Origin of the sequence: Clostridium sp. KLE 1755 (assembly GCF_000466465.2) — a bacterium.
Taxonomy (GTDB): Bacteria; Bacillota; Clostridia; order Lachnospirales; family Lachnospiraceae; genus Eisenbergiella; species Eisenbergiella porci.
The window spans coordinates 31,991-50,609 of record NZ_KE992726.1; the positions used below are offsets into that span (position 1 = coordinate 31,991).

Genomic DNA, 18,619 nt, shown 5'->3' on the forward strand with positions numbered 1-18,619 from the left:
AACATCCCCGCCGCGGGACCACGCAAAAGCAGACGCCAAAGGCTGCGGCAGGGGCAAATGCCCGGTTTACGAAACCGCCAAAATTTTTTTAACAACTTCCGCAGTTGCTTTTACGTCTTTGCTGTCGTATAATGTAGAATGTTGTTTTAAAATACATTTTAATAAGTAGAGAGACAACTGTTCAGCAGGTCAGTGCATTTATTGCTCTGACTGTAAGAAAATAATTCATGAGTGTCAAAATCCATCGCTGCAGGCGGTTTATGGCAGATTTTGGCAGTAACTGTGAAGTAACTGGACAGTTACGAAGAAAGGGCATTTTTAACATATGAGCAATTCTATTCATTACACTTTGGGAATCGATATCGGTTCCACAACTGTCAAAATTGCTATCCTGGATGAAGCCCATCATATACTTTTTTCCGATTATAAAAGGCATTTTGCCAATATTCAGGAGACACTGTCGGATTTACTGAAAGACAGTCTGTCCAGATTGGGAAATATAACGCTTCATCCTATGATTACCGGCTCCGGCGGGCTGACTCTGGCAAATCATCTCGGAGTACCGTTCGTTCAGGAGGTTATTTCCGTTTCCACAGCGCTTCAGGAGCTTGCGCCGCAGACCGATGTGGCGATTGAGCTGGGCGGCGAGGATGCCAAGATCATCTATTTTGAAAACGGGAATGTGGAACAGCGTATGAACGGTATCTGCGCCGGCGGCACCGGTTCTTTTATCGACCAGATGGCTTCCCTGCTTCAGACGGATGCGGCAGGCCTGAATGAATACGCCAAAAACTATAAATCCTTATATACCATAGCCGCCAGATGCGGTGTGTTTGCCAAATCCGATATCCAGCCTCTGATTAACGAAGGGGCTACCAAGGAAGACCTTTCGGCATCGATTTTCCAGGCGGTGGTGAATCAGACCATCAGCGGACTGGCCTGCGGGAAGCCTATCAGGGGGCATGTTGCTTTCCTGGGAGGCCCCCTTCATTTTCTTTCCGAACTGCAGATCGCCTTTGTCCGAACACTGAAGCTGGATGAGGAGCATACCATTAAAACGGATAATTCCCATCTGTTCGCTGCAATTGGATCAGCGCTGAACGCTAAGGAAGAAGTATATTTTACGCTGGAGGAGATGGTCCGGAAGCTGTCCGGCGGCATTAAAATGGAATTCGAGGTAGCCCGTATGGAGCCTCTTTTCTCTTCCGATGAGGAATACGAAGCCTTCCGCACCCGCCATGACAGCCATTGCGTAACGACGGCTTCGCTGGAGGATTATGCAGGCAACTGCTATCTGGGGATTGATGCGGGCAGCACCACCACCAAGGTGGCGCTTGTAGGCGAGGACGGCGCCCTTCTTTATTCCTTCTACAGCAATAATAACGGCAGTCCGCTGAAAACCGCCATAGGCGCCATACAGGACATTTATGCGCAGCTTCCCAAAGGGGCGAAGATTGTCCGTTCCTGCTCCACCGGATACGGGGAAGCCCTGATGAAGGCCGCTTTCCTGCTGGATGACGGGGAGGTGGAAACGGTGGCCCATTATCACGCCGCCGCCTTTTTTGACCCGCAGGTGGACTGTATTCTCGACATCGGCGGCCAGGATATGAAATGTATCAAAATCAAAAACGGCACGGTTGACAGCGTGCAGCTGAACGAGGCCTGCTCCTCCGGCTGCGGCTCCTTCATCGAAACCTTTGCAAAATCCCTGAACTACAGCGTGCAGGATTTCGCAAAAGCCGCCCTGTTCGCCAAACATCCCATCGACCTTGGCACACGCTGCACCGTTTTCATGAATTCCAAGGTAAAGCAGGCGCAGAAGGAGGGAGCCGAGGTTTCCGATATTTCCGCAGGCCTTGCCTATTCCGTTATCAAAAACGCCCTGTTTAAGGTAATCAAGGTATCCGACGCCTCTGAGCTTGGGAAACAGATCGTGGTCCAGGGCGGAACCTTTTATAATGATGCCGTTCTTCGCAGTTTTGAAAAAATTGCGGGCTGCGAGGCCATCCGCCCCGATATTGCAGGAATTATGGGCGCGTTCGGCGCGGCTCTCATCGCCAGGGACAATTACAGCGCGGGCTACCAGACCACCATGCTGACAATCGATCAGATTAATTCCCTGGAATTTGAAACCAGCATGGCAAAATGTAAGGGCTGTACCAACCACTGCCGCCTTACCATTAACCGTTTTTCCGGCGGACGTCAGTACATATCCGGCAACCGCTGTGAGCGCGGCCTGGGAAAACCGAAGAATCCCAGCCAGGTGCCGAATCTGTTTGAGTATAAGCTGAAAAGGCTGTTCTCCTATGAACCGCTTTCCGCAGACAAGGCGCAGCGGGGACGCGTGGGTATACCCCGGGTTCTGAACATGTATGAAAATTATCCGTTCTGGTATACGTTTTTTACCGAACTGAAATATCAGGTGGTGCTCTCTCCCAGCTCCACCCATAATATTTACGAGCTGGGCATAGAATCCATCCCCAGCGAGTCCGAATGCTATCCTGCAAAGCTGGCTCATGGGCATGTGTCCTGGCTGATTAAACAGGGTGTGGATTTTATCTTCTATCCCGCTCTTTTCTATGAAAGAAATGAAACGCCGGATGCAAGCAATCATTACAACTGCCCTATCGTCACCTCTTATTCTGAAAATATCAAGAACAATGTGGATGAAATCGGACGCGGGGAAGCAGTTCTGCGTAATCCTTTTATGGCCTTCAGCAATCTGGAGGTTGCCACACAGGCTCTGGAGAAAGAATTCAGCGAACTGCCTGCCGAAGAAATACGCCGCGCCGCGGCCAGGGGCTGGGCGGAGATGGAAGCCTCCAGAGAGGATATCAAGAAAAAAGGGGAAGAGGTGCTCTCCTATCTGGAGGAAACCGGAACACAGGGAATTGTGCTGGCAGGACGCCCCTACCATCTGGATCCGGAAATCAATCACGGCATTCCTGAACTGATCACCTCCTACGGCCTGGCCGTACTGACGGAGGATTCCGTTTCCCACCTGGGGCATCCGGAACGGCCGCTGATCGTCTCCGACCAGTGGATGTATCATTCCAGGCTTTATGCTGCCGCCGCCTTTGTGCGAACCAGGGACGATCTGAACCTGATTCAGCTCAATTCCTTCGGCTGCGGCCTGGATGCCGTTACCACGGATCAGGTAAACGATATCCTTTCCGGCTCTGGCAAGATTTATACCTGCCTGAAAATCGATGAGGTAAACAATCTGGGGGCAGCCAGGATCCGTGTCCGTTCCCTGCTGTCCGCCATCAAGGCCAAGGAAAAGAAGAAAGAGAAAAGGACCATCGCCTCCACCGCCCTGCACAGGGAAATTTTCACGGAGGAAATGCGTAAGGATTATACCATCCTTTGCCCGCAGATGTCCCCGATTCATTTTGAGCTGCTGGAAGCGGCGTTTAATGCCTGTGGATATCATGTGGAGGTGCTTCCCAACGATAACCGGCATGCCATTGACACCGGCCTGAAATATGTAAATAATGACGCCTGCTATCCATCCCTCCTGGTGGTGGGACAGATTATGGACGCGCTGCTTTCCGGAAAATATGACCTGAATAAGGTGGCTGTGGTAATGTCCCAGACCGGAGGCGGCTGCCGTGCCACCAACTATGTGGGCTTTATCCGCCGGGCGCTTGCCAGGGCGGGCATGGAGCAGGTGCCGGTGATTTCCGTCAACATGGCGGGACTGGAAAGCAACCCCGGCTTCAAGCTGAATCTGGATATTCTGCTTCGCGCCGTCTATGCCGCAGTTTTCGGAGATATTTTCATGCGCTGCGTATACCGGATGCGTCCTTATGAAAAGGAAGCGGGAAGCGTTAATGCCTGTCATCGGAAATGGGTGGATAAATGCAAAGCCTTTGTGACTGCAAAGCATCCCGGATTCCATACCTTTTTCAGGATGTGCCGTGAAATCGTGGAGGATTTCGATGCGATTCCCATCACCGATGAGAAAAAGCCGAAGGTAGGCATTGTCGGCGAGATTCTCGTAAAGTTTGCGCCGGCAGCCAATAACCATCTGGTAGAGCTTCTGGAATCAGAGGGCGCGGAGGCTGTGGTCCCGGATCTGCTGGATTTCATGTTCTACTGCTTCTACAATCAGCTTTATAAGGCGGAGCATCTGGGAACCAGCAAAAAATCCGCATTCATGGCAAAGCTTGGAATCAAGGGCATGGAATGGGTGCGTTCCTCCGCAGCAAAAGCTTTTGAGAAATCGGAGCATTTCCACGCGCCTGCAAAAATCTCTGATATTGCTTCCTATGCGGAACCGATTGTTTCCATCGGCAACCAGACCGGCGAAGGATGGTTTCTGACCGGAGAGATGGTGGAGCTGATTAAGTCCGGCACCAATAACATAGTATGTACTCAGCCTTTCGGCTGTCTGCCCAACCACGTGGTCGGTAAAGGCGTTATCAAAGAGCTGCGCAAACGGTATCCAAAATCCAATGTGGTGGCTATCGACTATGATCCCGGCGCTAGCGAGGTCAATCAGCTGAACCGAATCAAACTGATGCTGTCCACTGCGCAGAAGAATCTTCAGAAGGAACAGGAAGCATAGCAATATAGCAAAAACACTGCGATCCCATCCGGAGTTCAGCTCCGTTTTGGGACGCAGTGTTTTTTAGTTGGCGGAAAGACTTTTATTCTTTTGCTCTTCGCCTTATGACACTTCCTCTTCCTGCAGCTCATAGGTGATACAAAGCGGCTTTCCGGTCCAGGGATCCTGTCCGATACAGGCCTTCAGAGAAAAAACCTCCTCCAGTACCTGCGGGGTCATAACCTCCTCCGGGGTGCCTTCATGAAGTATTTTCCCGGAGCGCATGGCAATGAGCCGGTGGGAAAAACGGGCTGCCAGATTCAGGTCATGAATGACGAGCGCAATTGTTTTTTTCCGGAGCCGGTTCAGCTTTTCAAGGAGCCGGAGCACCTCAAGCTGATGGGCCATATCCAGATAGGTGGTGGGCTCGTCCAGAAGGATAACCTGGGTGTCCTGTGCCAGCGCCATGGCTATCCATGCCCTTTGGCGCTGGCCTCCGGAGAGCGCGTCAATATTTTTCCCGGCGAGTTCCTCCATATGGGTGATGTGCAGAGCCCAGCGGATGGCTTCCCGGTCCTCCCTGTCAAGCCTTCCGAAGCCTTTTTGATGGGGATATCTCCCGTAGGATACCAGTTCTTCCACTGTCAGCCCCGCAGGAGCCTGAGGTCCCTGGGGGAGAATTGCCATCTGCTTTGCCACCTCGGCCGTGGGCATTTGCGCAATCAGCCTGCCGTCCAGCAGCACCTGGCCTGACCGAATGGGAAGCGTCCGGGAAAGCGCTTTAAGAAGCGTGGATTTTCCGCAGCCGTTTGGGCCGATAATGGATGTAATGCATTCTTTTTCAATTTTTACATCCATCGGCGGGATAATCATATTTTGCTGGTAAGCCACAGAGATCTCCCTGCCTGCGAGCACAGCGTCCATAGTAATCTCCTCCTTCAGGTTTTTATGCAAAGGTATAAGAAATAGGGGGCACCAATGACCGCCGCCACAATGCCCACCGGAATTTCATCCGGCGACAGAAGTGTACGGGATATAATATCCGAAAAGGTCATCAGCACGGCGCCGGTAAGTGCCGCCGCAGGAAGCAGCAGCCGGTAATTGGAGCCTGTCAGGCGACGGGCCAGATGGGGACAGACAAGGCCCACAAAACTGAAGCCGCCACCCACCGCGCAGCACAGGCTGGACATGGCGACGGCAGCACCCAGAAGAAACACCGATTGCCGGGAAACACCCACGCCCAGGCCTGTGGCGGTCTGATGCCCCAGAGCAAGCACATTCAGCGTTCTGCTTTTATAAAATACAAAAGCCAGCAGAATCAGCAGCCCCGTGGAAAGGATGCGTATATTGGGCCAGTCGGCGCCCCAGAGGCTGCCTGCAAGCCAGTTCTGCACGAAGGCATACTCGCTGTCGGACATCCGCAGCATCAGCATCGTGGTCACGCTGGACAGTACGGTGGACATGGCTATTCCAGTAAGGAGAAGCCTTCCCGGGGACAGGCCCCTGCGGGTGAGCGCCAGGCGGTAGCCACACAGGGCAGCTGCCAGGGAGCCCGCAAAAGCGAGCAGAGGAAGAATTAACGGAAGGCTTAAGCCTGTCCCGGGAAAAAACACGATAAAGGCGGCTACAAAAAGTCCGGCCCCTGCATTGATTCCCAGAATGCCAGGTTCTGCCATCTCATTCCGGGAAACACCCTGAATTACACAGCCCGAAACAGACAGGCCGGCCCCTGCCAGAAGGCTGGCAAGTACACGCGGAAGCCGAAGCTGCAGCAGCGTAAAACGCACCCCCTTCTCTCCTTTTCCCCATAGGATATTCCAGATCTCCTCCGGGCTGATATGTCTGTAGCCTGCATTGATATCCACCCAGATTCCCAGGATAAGAAGCGCCGCCAATATGGCAAGCACGATGCAGGCACGCATTTTTTTCCGGGAGTCAGTCAAAGCCTTTGTCCTCCTTTCTTGCAATCCAGATGAAAAACGGCACCCCGATAAGCGAAAAAATCAGACCAATGGGCGTTTCGGCAGGCGCATTGATGGTACGGGAAATAATATCTGCAGTGAGCATAAAGAAAGCGCCCGCCGCCATGGAACAGGGAATGACCGCCCGATAATCCGCTCCTGTAAAAAAGCGGACCACATGGGGAACCAGCAGACCTACGAAGGCAACCGGCCCGGTAAGGGCCACGGCGCCGCCCGCAAGCAGCAGAACAGTAAGAAGACAAAGGAAACGGGAACGCTCCACTTCCAGCCCCAGGCCTTTCGCGGCATCCTCTCCCAGGCTGAGCATGGAAACACGCCCCGACAGCAGGACTGCTGCCACCAGGCCGGAAACAATGACCGGGCCTGCCAGCAGAAGCTGCCGGGAGCGGATGCCTGCCGCACCGCCGGCGGTCCAAAAGGTAAGATCATAACCGATTTGAAAGAAAATGGAGACCGCCTGACTGAGTGAGGACAGGAAAATACTGACAGCGCTGCCTGCCAGTACCAGCCTTACAGGCTCCAGCTTACGATGTCTCATGCTCATCAGCCCATAGACAGCCAGCATGGAAACCGACGCGCCCAGAAAGGAAAAGATAACCACTCCTGTAAAACCAAGTCCGGGTAAAAAAGCAAGACAGAGCGCCAGCGCAAAAGAGGCTCCCGCATTGATGCCCAGCAGTCCTGAATCCGCAAGAGGATTCCTAGTTACCCCCTGCATGAGAGAACCCGCTGCGGAAAAGGCGGCGCCGGCCAGGATACAGCCCAGCGTACGGGGAATACGCAGTTCCCGGACTACGATATGCTGCTGATCCGCAGCATCCGGCCGGATGACGGCGTTTACCACCTGCCCGAAAGTAATCTCCATGCTTCCATAAAGCACGGAAAGAGCTGCGGCCAGAAAGACCGCAGCGCCGACCGCAAGCAGAAACAAGGTCATCCTTTTTTGTCCGCCCGCACTCATTCCTTTTCACCAACGCTACGGAAAAAGTCAACAAAAATATCCAGCTGGGCATTCAGGGTAATCGGATCCCTGTGCATAAAAGCGACCTGTTCATAAGCAAGCACACGACCTGCCTTAACAGCGTCAAGACTGTTCCAGAGCCGGGATTCCTCCACAAAGGAGCTGTCCGTATCCGCCAGGACGCCGTACAGGATAAAATCTCCCGTATACTCCGGCAGCGCTTCCAGAGATACCACCTTATAAGGGGTATCGGCATCTACCATTTCCGCCTGTACTGCCGAAGGGGCCTTCAGTTTCCATATATCATACAGAATGGAACCTCCTCTTGCAAAATGACTGCCCATGGTATAGATCTGCTGCGGCCATACCTCCACAATAGAAACGGTACGATTTCCCACAATTTCCCTGATTTCTTCCCCGGCCGCCTCCGTTCTTTTCCTGAAATCAGCAATATATGCTTCCGCTTCATTCTCTTTTCCCACAAGACCTGCGATGTAGTAAAACAGCTCCTCATCACTGCGGCTGCCATCCTGAATATATACCGTTGGTGCGATTGCGGCATATTTTTCATAATCTGCTTCAGTAATTGTGACAATCAAATCAGGCTCCTTGGCAACAATCATTTCCAGAGATGTCTCCGCGCTCACCGTATTCAGTTCCTGAATGCCTTCCACCATGCCTTTCAGGAACGGATTAGACAGGGAGTAAGGGGATGCTATTACCGGTTTTACATCCACAGCCAGGAATTCTCCCAGATAGTAATCCGAAACGATCACCTGCGGATTAACGGGAATTTCCACCGGTCCTTTGTCTGTCTGCACCGTACGCATTCCTTCCTCCGGCATTTCCGTCAGGTCCTCTTCACCATCTGCGGAAGCCTCTCCGGCTGTTATGGAATCCCCGGCTGCTATAGTAACCCCGGCTGCTGTGGCGTTCCCGGCTGTTTTAGAATTCCCCGCCGCAGTTTCTGCGGCCTCCTGCTTTCCGCCTTCCACGCGGGCAGCTTCTGTTTCCGGAGCAGCGGCTTTCAAACCGCATGCTCCCAACAGCGCCGAAAAAGCCAAAAATACACATACAGAAAGCAGTCTTGCTCTCATCTTCTTCATAACTCTCCTTTCCTTCCATCCGGTATACCGGCAATTCAATCAATATTAGTTTCAATCAACTAACTCTTGTTAGATATGCTAGCATAAATGTGTATGCATGACAACTCATTTCAGGCATACGGATGCTTGTAATATTTACCAGCCTTTTGGAAAATTGCCATAAAAATTGCTGTGAAATAAGAATTGACCACAGGACATCCCTCCTGTGGGGCAGTCCGGAAAGAAACATAACTGAAAACCGAAGGGACACGTCTGTGCCCCTTCGGTTATAAAGAAGGATCTAGGAGACAGCCACCTGCCGCCTAACCCTGGACAATTTTAAAGTATGTGCGCGCTGTCAGCCGGTAAACAAGCAGATAGGCCAGCGCAAAAACAAGAACGGAAAGCACGGTAAATAAAGCGAACATTTTTATATTGGTCATACTGAATACCGTAAGCATCTTGCAAAGCTGCGGGAATGCCACCGCAATGTGTATAACAGCCATTCCCAGAGGCAGGAAGAAAACAAGAAGCACCTGGCGGGTGATGGTTTTCTTTACTTCAGCGGCGCTCATCCCCACCTTTTCCATGATTTGGAACCGTTCCCTGTCATCGAAGCCTTCCGTAATCTGCTTATAATAGATAATCAGCACAGTGGCAATGAGGAACAATACGATGAAAAATACGCCGACAAAAAGGATGCTGCCGTACAGCTCATAAAAATCCGCCCTCTGCTCACTGCGCACATAAGTCCTGTAAACGCCGGGCACGGCGCCGTGTATGCTGCTTTCCAGCTGCCGGACGGCTTCCTTGCTCCCTTCCAGATCAAAAAAGCAGTTAAATTCCACAGAGGTGGGAAATCTGCCGTTCTGTGCCTGCGCATTGCTCGCCGCTGCCAGCCTGCTCAGATCTTCCAGGCCTGGGACAACAAATATACTGAGATTCACAGGCGTGGCAAAGCCCATAAACATTGTAACGTCAAACTCCCAAAGCCGCCCGGCCAGACTGTATTTTTCTCCGCAGATATCCGCAAATCCGTTCATTTCCGGTCCTGTTGTATAATAGAATACCTCTCTTTCTCCGAGAGAAAGGCTTTTGCCAAATAAACGGTTGTAATCCTCCAGCGTCATGGCATAGACCATGTTCGTTTTTCCCTCATTATTAAAGGCGGTGGTAAACTGGCCGTCCGCATAGGAAGCGCCAAAGGATATCTGGTAAAAATCCATCTGGTTTTCCAGTGTACAGCCGGCAGAGGCTGCCAGTTCCTTTACCTTTTCCCTGATGGAAACGGCCAGTTGTACGGCCAAGGCAGTATCCTGCGGGGAATAGTCCGGCACGTCCGCATACATATTGACATCCCGGGGAAACTGGTTTTTCAGCATATCCTCCTCTCCGGCATAGAGGCTTAAACAGCTGGACAGCGTTACCAGTACGGCTGTTGACAGAACACAGATACTTGCCAGTCCCGCGGCGTTCTGTTTCATCCGGTAAATCATCCCGGAAACAGAAACAAAATTCTCCGGTTTGTAATAAAAACGTCTGTTTTTTCGAAGCGTTTTCAACAGGGCGATACTCCCTGCCTGAAACAGGCAGTAGGTTCCGATAATGACGAGGAGCACCGCAGGGAAAAAGGCAAACAGCGCATCTGAGGCCGTCTGGGTGGCAAGGGCCTTCGCATAGCCAATCCCCAGGGCTGCCGCTCCTGCAAGTGCGACAGCCCATCTGGTTTTAGGCTCCTTCTCTCCTTCCCGGCTGCTTCTAAGCAGGTCTATAGGATTAGTTCTTGTCACGCTTACAATGTCATAAAGCAGGACAAAAAAGAAACAGACCAGATAAATCAGGAAGGTTTCAGCCACCGCATTCAGTGGGATCCGGAAGATTAGCTTTCCGGGCAGCCCCACGAATTTCAGAAGAAGAAGGAACATTGCCTGACTGAAAAGCATGCCTCCTGCAATTCCCACGGATACGCTCAAAAGCATACTGAAAAGTACCTCCCAGAAAAGGACGAAGGCAAGATGTTTTTTCTCCATGCCTAAAATACAGAACAGGCCGAATTCACGTTTGCGGCGCTTTATGATAAAGCTGTTAATATAAAACAGGATGATAAACACGAAAAGAATACATATCATAAAGCTGATCCTGACCAGCATATACATGATATCTCCACCCTCCATGCCGCTGTCCGCCACCATGATGCCAACGGAGTTCAGGACATAAAGAAGCCCCGCCATCAGGCTGCCTGCACACAGATAGGGAAAATAAATGCTTTTGTTCTTTTTCATATTGGTTCCTGCCAGCCGGGGATAAAAAAGGAGATTATGCAGGGAAGAAAACTGTGGTATATTCATCTGTCAGTCCTCCCCTCTGCCTGTGGCAAGAACCGTCAGGGTATCCGATATCTTCTGGTACATCTCCTCATTGCTGCAGTTCCCACGGTACAGCTGATGGAAAATAACGCCGTCTTTGATGAAAAGGACCCTTCCTGCATGGCTGGCCGCCCGTGTACTGTGCGTCACCATAAAAACGGTCTGGCCGCTTTTATTCACGTCTTCAAAAATACGGAGCAGACTGTCCGCAGCCCTGGAATCCAGGGCGCCCGTAGGTTCGTCCGCAAGCAGAATCTGCGGCTGCGTAATAAGCGCTCTGGCAACTGCCGCCCGCTGCTTCTGCCCTCCTGAAACCTCATAGGGGAACTTATCCAGCAGCTCTTTAATCTCCAGCCTGTCCGCCAGTGGTTTCAGTCTCTCTTCCATTTCTCCGTATTCCTTTCTGGCAAGAACCAGGGGCAGGAAAATATTGTCCCGCAGAGAAAAGGTATCCAGCAGGTTGAAATCCTGGAATACAAAGCCCAGGTTATCCCTGCGGTAGGCAGCCATCCGGCTGTCCGGCACCGCCGCCATATCCCGGCCGTTTAACAGAACCTTGCCTCCGGTAGGCTTATCCAGCGCGGCAAGGATATTGAGCAGCGTGGTTTTTCCTGAACCGGATTCGCCCATGATTGCCACATATTCCCCTTCCTCTACGGAAAACTCCACATCGGCCAGCGCCTCCACCTTTGCGCCGCCAAACCTTGTGGTATATACTTTTTTCAAATGCTTTACTTCCAGCAGTGACATTTTTTTCATTCCTCCATTCTGCCTTACACCAGTGCGCTTTTTGTATGTTTCGTGCTTATTATAAGACAGGCAGAGGAAACAATCCATCGAATGGGCTTACATTTTCTGAGTGAAGGTTGCATTTTTGTAAGGTTGGTGTGAAACCTTTCATCAACCATCATGCGCTGTTTTGATAAATACCATTTTGATGATCACTATTCAGATAACAACAATCGACAGATACATTTATCCATGGTATACTTTATATAAAAATTATATGAAGAGGTGCTTTATGTTTTCTTCCATTGCTTTAGCTCCATGCAGAGTCTGATTCCGGACGGAAACTGCATGGAGCGGTAGCGTAAAACTGCCGTCCGAATTAGGCTTTGCATTCACATTCCATATAACTTGTGAAGGAGAGCAAAGCCATGAAAATAAAAAATAAGTATTCAGGGCTCCGGGATTTTTTCATTCTCTGGAGTTCACAGGCTGTGTCGGAACTGGGCACGGCAATGACCAATTTCGCGCTCATTATCTGGGTCTACAGCCAGGAAGGAACAGCTTCCAGTATAACCTTCCTGACGCTATGTTCTTTCCTGCCGACGATACTTTTCCGTTTTATAGCCGGAGCGATTGCAGATCGCTGGAATAAAAAGCGGATTATGCTGCTTGCAGATCTGATGGCCGCCTGCGGTACGCTGACAGTTTTAATATTGTATTCGTTATCCGCATTGCAGGTATGGCATTTATACGTCATCAATTTTCTGCTCAGTTTTATGAACGCGTTTCAAAGCCCGGCATCTTATGTGGCGACAAGCCTGCTTGTGCCTAAGGAACATTATTTAAAAGTGAGCGGCTTGCAGTCCTTTTCCGGTTCCGTAATTACGATACTGGCTCCGGCGCTTGGCAGTTCCCTGCTTGCCTTCGGAGGCATGCCGATAATTTTGGCAGTTGATCTTGCCAGCTTCGCAGTGGCGTTTGTCACATTGCTGATTTTTATTAAAATTCCGGATATAATTCACAATACGGAAGAAACGCCGGGTCCTTTTCTGAAAAGCTGTATGTCAGGAATCAATTATCTGCGGGAACATAGGGCGCTTTTGCGCATTATATTGTTTTTTTCTGTGGTTAACTTTTTAGCGAAAGCAGGCAATGACGGCATGATGTCCGCCTTCATTCTTGGCAGGACAGGCGGCAGCCAGAAAGCGCTTGGCATGGCGGAGGCCGCTGTTTCGCTTGGCGTACTCGCCGGCAGCGTTGTTGTTACATTTGTAAAGCCGCCAAAAAACAAAATAAAGGTTATATTTATCAGCTGCATTTTTACATTTCTTTTGGGAGATGTAATGCTGAGCCTGACCCCTTCATTGCCCTATTGGGTAGTTTCCGCTTTTGTTTCCTATGTGCCGGTTGCGGTTCTGGGGGCTAACCTTAATACAGTTATGCGTGTTCATGTGCCTCTCGAAATGCAGGGCCGTGTTTTTTCCGCCAGGGATACCCTTCAGAACATCACAATCCCTTTAGGGCTGTTCCTCGGCGGTATTTGGGCTGATCATGTTTTTGAACCATTTATGAACAGGCCATCAGCCATTCAGCATGCCTTGGCGTTATTTTTCGGGGCGGGGAAAGGTTCCGGTATCGCGGTTATGTTCTTTATTGTCGGGATAATTGGATTTATTTTGAGTATTGCTGCTTTAAGGAATCCATTGTATCAGAGTCTGAATGACAGTGAGTGATTGACGGCTGCACAACAGCCAAACAGTCAATGTAATAACGGGAAACAGGGAGCAGCGGTATATGCCGCTGCTTCCCGTTTGTTCCGTACCAATTCTGTCGGCAGCATAACAAACCTGGCATGGCGCTATAACCATTCGTGCTGTAAATCATGCCATTCGTGCAGAAATGACGTATTCCAGGCCTTTTCTGATAAGCTTACAGATGATAAGCTTACAGGCAGGAGGAAAGAAAAAATGGAACATGAACCGTCCTCTGGAAAACAGGCGCAGGCAATTTACAAACACTACTCTGTTTTCCAGAATATCCTGTACTGCATAAAAAATACATATATCTGTTATCCGCCGCTTTTATTCTGGTGTCTGCTTCTCATGCTGACCAGGGTGGCTCTGCCGGTGCTTTCCACTTTTCTGCCCAAGGCGGTAATTGATGCGGTGACAGAAGGAAAAGGTATCCTTGAGACTGCGATGATAACACTTTATTTTACCATCAGTATTGCGGCAATCACCGGTCTGCAGGGCTTCGGGAAGAAATGTGTCTATTGGCATAAATACAAAATGAATACCTATTATCTGCGAAAGGCGGCGGATAAAGGCCTGACCACCGACTACTGCAATCAGGAAAATGATGAATTCCGCAAGCTGCAGAGCGAGAGCCATGAATACTGCCATGGGAATTTTTCTGAGATGACCGAAGTATATGATGCAGGCGTTTCCATGCTCTCTAATCTCCTTGGATTTACGGTATATATGGGCATTCTGGCAAGGCTCAATCTGTTTATTGTCCTTTTTCTGGCAGCCACCACGCTTGTAAGTTTCTTTTTGGATAAACAAATTCTCAAATGGGCGGAGGCCCACAGCAGGGAAAAAGTGGAGTATCGGCAGAAAACCCAGTACATTACCCGTATTTCCGGCGATTATGCTTCAGCTAAGGATATCCGGATATACGACATGAGCAAGTGGATGAATCAGATTTATCAACAGAATTTAAAAGGGTTATCCGGATATTTTCACCGTTACACGAAAAAGGTGTTCGGCGTATCCGCTGCTGACAACGGATTAGCCTTACTTCGGGAAGGCGCGGCATATGCCTATTTGTTGGCGCTGGTTTTTGGTGGTCAGATCAGCGTTGCTGATTTTGTGCTTTATTTTAGTGCGATCACTGGTTTCTCAGTCTGGCTTTCCGGCATTCTCGGCCAGGCGTCCAATATCTCCCGCCTCAGCATGGCCGTCAGCCATTTTCGCAGCTTCCTCTCCTTTCCCGAACAGTTCCAACGGGAAGGCGGAGTTAAAACCGACGCATTATTGGCTTTTCCCAAAGTCATTGAGTTAAAAAATGTCTGCTATCGCTATCCTGGCGCCAAAGCCGATACTTTACTGAATATTAACCTTAAAATCAATCCTGCCGAACACCTGGCTGTAGTAGGTTTAAATGGGGCAGGCAAAACCACGCTTGTAAAATTGATCTGCGGCCTGATCGATCCGACTGCGGGTACGGTATTATATGACGGTACAGATGTGCAGGCATACAACCGAACCGCTTATTACAGGCTTTTTTCTGCAGTGTTCCAGCAATTTTCAATTCTGCCCGCAACAATCGAAGAAATTGCAGGCGAGAGCGCACCCGGGCAAGTCGATCCGGAAGCTGCAGAAAATTGCCTGCTCCAAGCAGGATTGTGGGATAAAATCCAGGAACTCCCCAATGGAATCAAAAGCACATACAGCAGGGTCATCCAGGATGACGGTATTGAATTTTCCGGAGGTGAGCTGCAGAAATTATTGCTTGCAAGGGCCCTTTACAAAAATGCGCCTATAATGGTGCTGGACGAACCCACGGCTGCCCTTGACCCGATTTCTGAAAGCAGGCTGTATGAAACTTACCATAAAGTAATGGAAAACCACTCCACCGTCTTTATTTCACATCGTTTAGCCTCCACCCGCTTCTGCAGCCGGATTCTTTTAATGGATGGCGGGCGTATTGCTGAAGAAGGGACCCACGAACAGCTGCTTTCCCAAAAAGGAAAGTATTACGAACTGTTTGAAACGCAGGCAAAATATTACAGAGAACATCCCGTAGGAAAGGAGGCGGAGGAATGAATAAATCTACCCTCAGAGAACGGGTTTCTGTCACCGTACGCGGATATGATATTCTAAAGGAGTATTGTCCGGGCCTTGCCTCCGGCAAAGCAGCGTCTGCGCTGATAACCGCTCTTCAGCCTTTCGTCTCCCTCTGGTTCTCAGCGCAGATTATTAATGAACTTACCGGACAACGGCGGGTAAATCTGCTGTTTTTTTACGTCTGTATTGTGCTGCTTTGCAATCTCGTAATATCAATGCTGCGCAGTGTGTTAGATCGCATTACCAGTGAGAAGCAGGCGCAAATGTGGGATTTTTTCCAGAAAGTATTCACGGACAAACAACTGTCTATGGACTATGTGGATTTGGAAAATGCAGAAATTCTGCAGCAGCGCAAAAAGGCGGAAGAAAATCTGTTTATGTTTGGCAACGGTCTTGGGCAGCTGGTATGGGGAACGGAAGGGCTGGTCCGTACAGCCGTTAATATTATTGTTTCAATTTGCATGTCAGCGACTTTGTTTACCGGGAAAACCGGATATGGCTTATTGGATTCCCCTTTTTGTATTTTTGCCATTCTGCTATGTATCCTGTTCGGCGGATGGTGCAGCTCCCGGGCCGCTGTTAAGGAAAATAATGCGTTTAAAAAATGGAGTAAGGAAAACGTCTGGTTCTACAGAGCCTTTGACTTCTTTGGCTGTGATTTATGCATGAAACCGGAGTATGCTAAAGATGTGCGCATTTATGAGCAGAATCACGCCGCAGACCGAGCGTTTGAGAAAATGCAGCTGCATGACAGGGAACAAAACCATCTGATTCACCAAATGTGCTGTCCTGAGGCCTGGGGCGGTTTCCTTGCCAGTCTCAGCAATGCCGTCTGCTATCTGTTTGTGGTAGCCAAAGCGGCAATGGGCGCTTTCGGTGTGGGCAGCATCGTTCAGTATGTGGGCGTGCTCACACGTCTGGGTGAGGGGCTGCAGGAAGCAATGTTTATGTATACGGACAACGCTGTGTGCTGTTCTCATCTGCAGGGACTGTATGCTTTTCTTGATATCCCCAATAAGAAATATCAGGGCACCCTTCCCATTGAAAAGCGTGCATTATGCGACTGCAACGATAATGATTATGAAATTGAATTTTGTGACGTATCGTTCAAATATCCTGGTTCCGATGCTTATGCCCTGCGGCATATCAGCCTGAATTTCCGCGTTGGAGAACGGCTTGCCGTCGTCGGAATGAACGGTTCAGGAAAGACCACCTTCATAAAACTTCTCTGCCGCCTGTATGACCCGACAGAAGGAAAAATTCTGCTCAATGGCATTGATATCCAGAAGTACAATTATGAGGAATATATGAGCATCTTTTCAGTGGTATTTCAGGATTTTAAGCTTTTTTCATTTTCACTGGGACAGAATGTTGCAGCAAATGCTGATTACGACAAAGCCCGGGTGGAATATTGCCTGAAAAAAGCAGGCTTCGGAGAAAGACTTGCCCAGATGCCAAATGGAACTGATACCTGCCTTTATAAAGATTTCAGTGAAAACGGCGTGGAAATTTCCGGCGGCGAAGCGCAGAAAATTGCTCTCGCCCGGGCACTTTATAAAGATGCTCCTTTTATCGTTCTCGACGAGCCAACCTCTGCTCTCGACCCGGTTGCCGAGGCAGAGGTTTACAGCAAATTCAATGAGATTGTAGGGCAAAAAACCGCTATTTACATCAGCCACCGCCTTTCCTCCTGCCGGTTCTGCGATGAAATCATCGTTTTTGATCACGGTCTGATTATCCAGAGGGGCAGCCATGACGACCTGGTTGCTGATGAAAAAGGCAAATATGCTGAATTATGGCGCGCTCAGGCGCAGTATTATGAAAAGTGATTTGCGGCTTCATAAACAGAGTCAGCGACTATTTCAGGGATTCGATGAAATTCAGCTTCTGTGCATGGGCAATGGAAGGCAAATTCAATTTTGGGCAGTTTTAGCAACCTGCAGTTGAGTCTGTACAAACACCGGAGCCAAGTTCCCGCAGAAAATCAAGCGCCCTTTTATTTACCTCTTTTGCATGCTCCATAACAAAATGGGGGCCGTGTCCGCAATTTGGTACTTCAAAGGTTTTTGCACGCGGGCATTTTTCTTTCAGCTGTCTGCAGGAACCAAAAGGATCGCTGTCACCGTTTATGAAGAATAAGGGACAGGATAATGCGTTCCACTCTTCTTCCGTAAGATTTGGATGCTGCCGCCAGTCAAGGACAGTCTGTTCCATGAAGGTCTCCCAGTTTCCTCTGTGAGCCTCAAAATGCCGTGCTGTCATGTCACGTATCATTCTGGTGTCATTCCTTTTTATAATACTTTCGGGCAGGAAATCCTCAGAGCCTTCAGGATTCGGCTCTGTCCCGGCTCCGATTGCGATAAGGCTTCGGACTTTTTCAGGATATTTGGATGCCATATACATTCCCACGGTAGTTCCAAAGCTATAGGCAAACAGATGGGCACTCGGAATTTCCAGGGCATCTAAAAAGTCTGCCATATCATCGGCAATTTTGCGGGAATCCCATTCCAGGCTTTCGCATTTCGTGCGTCCATGTCCGCGGAAATCCGGAAACAGGCAGCGGTATTCCCCCTGAAATGGCTGTATCTGTGCACCGAAGGCCAGCAGGCTGCGGCTGAAATGGCTGTGTAAAAACAGTATCGGTTCGCCGCAGCCCATGTCTTCGTAGAACATATTAAGATCTTTAAAGTTCATATATGGCATTTATTTCCCCCTCCTTACTATTCGAACATATATTCGTATATTAATTAAGTATACTATCGTAAGCAGAAGGAGTCAACCAGTAAAATTAGTCCAAGCCAATACTCTCCATTCATACAAAAAGGTCACCATGGTTTGCCATATTGACAACAGGTCCCATGATGACTTTTATCTTGTTTCCTATAATATCCTCAGCTATTCAGGTTCTTCACCAATAATGCCGTACCTTTTCCTGTGCCTCCTGTTCGCTGATGCCAAGACGGAGTTTCAGTCTTGCTACAGTCTGCTCAAAACTGACCCCCAATTCCTTACAGGTTTCTACTATCCCCTGAGCAATTCCATCTTCTTTACCGTTCTTATACTCGCTTGCGCGGATTTTTCTCATTTCCTCTTCTTCAT

At 49.6% G+C, this 18,619-nt stretch carries 11 protein-coding genes and 1 pseudogene; 4 read left to right on the forward strand and 8 right to left on the reverse strand.

Annotated features, from left to right (window positions below):
- Positions 1-325: 325 nt before the first annotated feature.
- A complete protein-coding gene (locus HMPREF1548_RS16410; protein WP_021637469.1) occupies positions 326-4,570 on the forward strand; it encodes a 2-hydroxyacyl-CoA dehydratase in 4,245 nt (1,414 codons plus the stop codon).
- 102 nt (positions 4,571-4,672) lie between these two features.
- Here HMPREF1548_RS16410 and HMPREF1548_RS16415 read toward each other — a convergent pair whose 3' ends face one another.
- The 6 genes from HMPREF1548_RS16415 to HMPREF1548_RS16440 all read right to left on the reverse strand — a co-directional run bounded on the left by HMPREF1548_RS16415 (position 4,673) and on the right by HMPREF1548_RS16440 (position 11,693).
- Positions 4,673-5,473: an ABC transporter ATP-binding protein gene (locus HMPREF1548_RS16415; RefSeq protein ID WP_035322513.1), complete on the reverse strand. Its 801-nt coding sequence runs from the start codon at positions 5,471-5,473 to the stop codon at positions 4,673-4,675.
- A gap of 14 nt (positions 5,474-5,487) precedes the next feature.
- A complete protein-coding gene (locus tag HMPREF1548_RS16420; RefSeq protein ID WP_035322516.1) occupies positions 5,488-6,492 on the reverse strand; it encodes a FecCD family ABC transporter permease in 1,005 nt (334 codons plus the stop codon).
- Positions 6,485-7,468: a FecCD family ABC transporter permease gene (locus tag HMPREF1548_RS16425; RefSeq protein ID WP_276946526.1), complete on the reverse strand. Its 984-nt coding sequence runs from the start codon at positions 7,466-7,468 to the stop codon at positions 6,485-6,487. The genes HMPREF1548_RS16420 and HMPREF1548_RS16425 overlap by 8 nt, the downstream gene beginning before the upstream one ends.
- 20 nt (positions 7,469-7,488) lie before the next feature.
- Complete coding sequence (locus tag HMPREF1548_RS16430) at positions 7,489-8,598, reverse strand: ABC transporter substrate-binding protein (RefSeq protein WP_021637473.1); 1,110 nt, start codon at positions 8,596-8,598, stop codon at positions 7,489-7,491.
- 302 nt (positions 8,599-8,900) lie between these two features.
- Positions 8,901-10,925 (reverse strand): FtsX-like permease family protein, encoded by a 2,025-nt coding sequence (locus HMPREF1548_RS16435; protein ID WP_021637475.1) that lies wholly within the window; start codon positions 10,923-10,925, stop codon positions 8,901-8,903.
- 3 nt (positions 10,926-10,928) lie between these two features.
- Complete coding sequence (locus tag HMPREF1548_RS16440) at positions 10,929-11,693, reverse strand: ABC transporter ATP-binding protein (RefSeq protein WP_035322538.1); 765 nt, start codon at positions 11,691-11,693, stop codon at positions 10,929-10,931.
- A 407-nt stretch (positions 11,694-12,100) separates the two neighbouring features.
- Between HMPREF1548_RS16440 and HMPREF1548_RS16445 the strand changes: the two genes are divergently transcribed.
- The 3 genes from HMPREF1548_RS16445 to HMPREF1548_RS16455 all read left to right on the forward strand — a co-directional run bounded on the left by HMPREF1548_RS16445 (position 12,101) and on the right by HMPREF1548_RS16455 (position 17,349).
- Entirely contained in the window at positions 12,101-13,405 is a 1,305-nt protein-coding gene (locus HMPREF1548_RS16445; RefSeq protein WP_035322519.1) for an MFS transporter, read from the forward strand.
- Between the two features lie 234 nt (positions 13,406-13,639).
- Positions 13,640-15,499, forward strand: coding sequence for an ABC transporter ATP-binding protein (locus HMPREF1548_RS16450; RefSeq protein ID WP_021637479.1), 1,860 nt, complete (start codon positions 13,640-13,642; stop codon positions 15,497-15,499).
- Entirely contained in the window at positions 15,496-17,349 is a 1,854-nt protein-coding gene (locus HMPREF1548_RS16455) for an ABC transporter ATP-binding protein (protein ID WP_021637480.1), read from the forward strand. The genes HMPREF1548_RS16450 and HMPREF1548_RS16455 overlap by 4 nt, the downstream gene beginning before the upstream one ends.
- Positions 17,350-17,449: 100 nt before the next feature.
- Here the strand turns inward: HMPREF1548_RS16455 and HMPREF1548_RS16460 are convergent, their stop codons facing one another.
- Both HMPREF1548_RS16460 and HMPREF1548_RS16465 read right to left on the reverse strand, forming a co-directional pair.
- Complete coding sequence (locus tag HMPREF1548_RS16460; protein WP_051358418.1) at positions 17,450-18,223, reverse strand: alpha/beta fold hydrolase; 774 nt, start codon at positions 18,221-18,223, stop codon at positions 17,450-17,452.
- 205 nt (positions 18,224-18,428) lie between these two features.
- A pseudogene (locus HMPREF1548_RS16465) lies at positions 18,429-18,619 on the reverse strand (hypothetical protein); the annotation flags it as partial.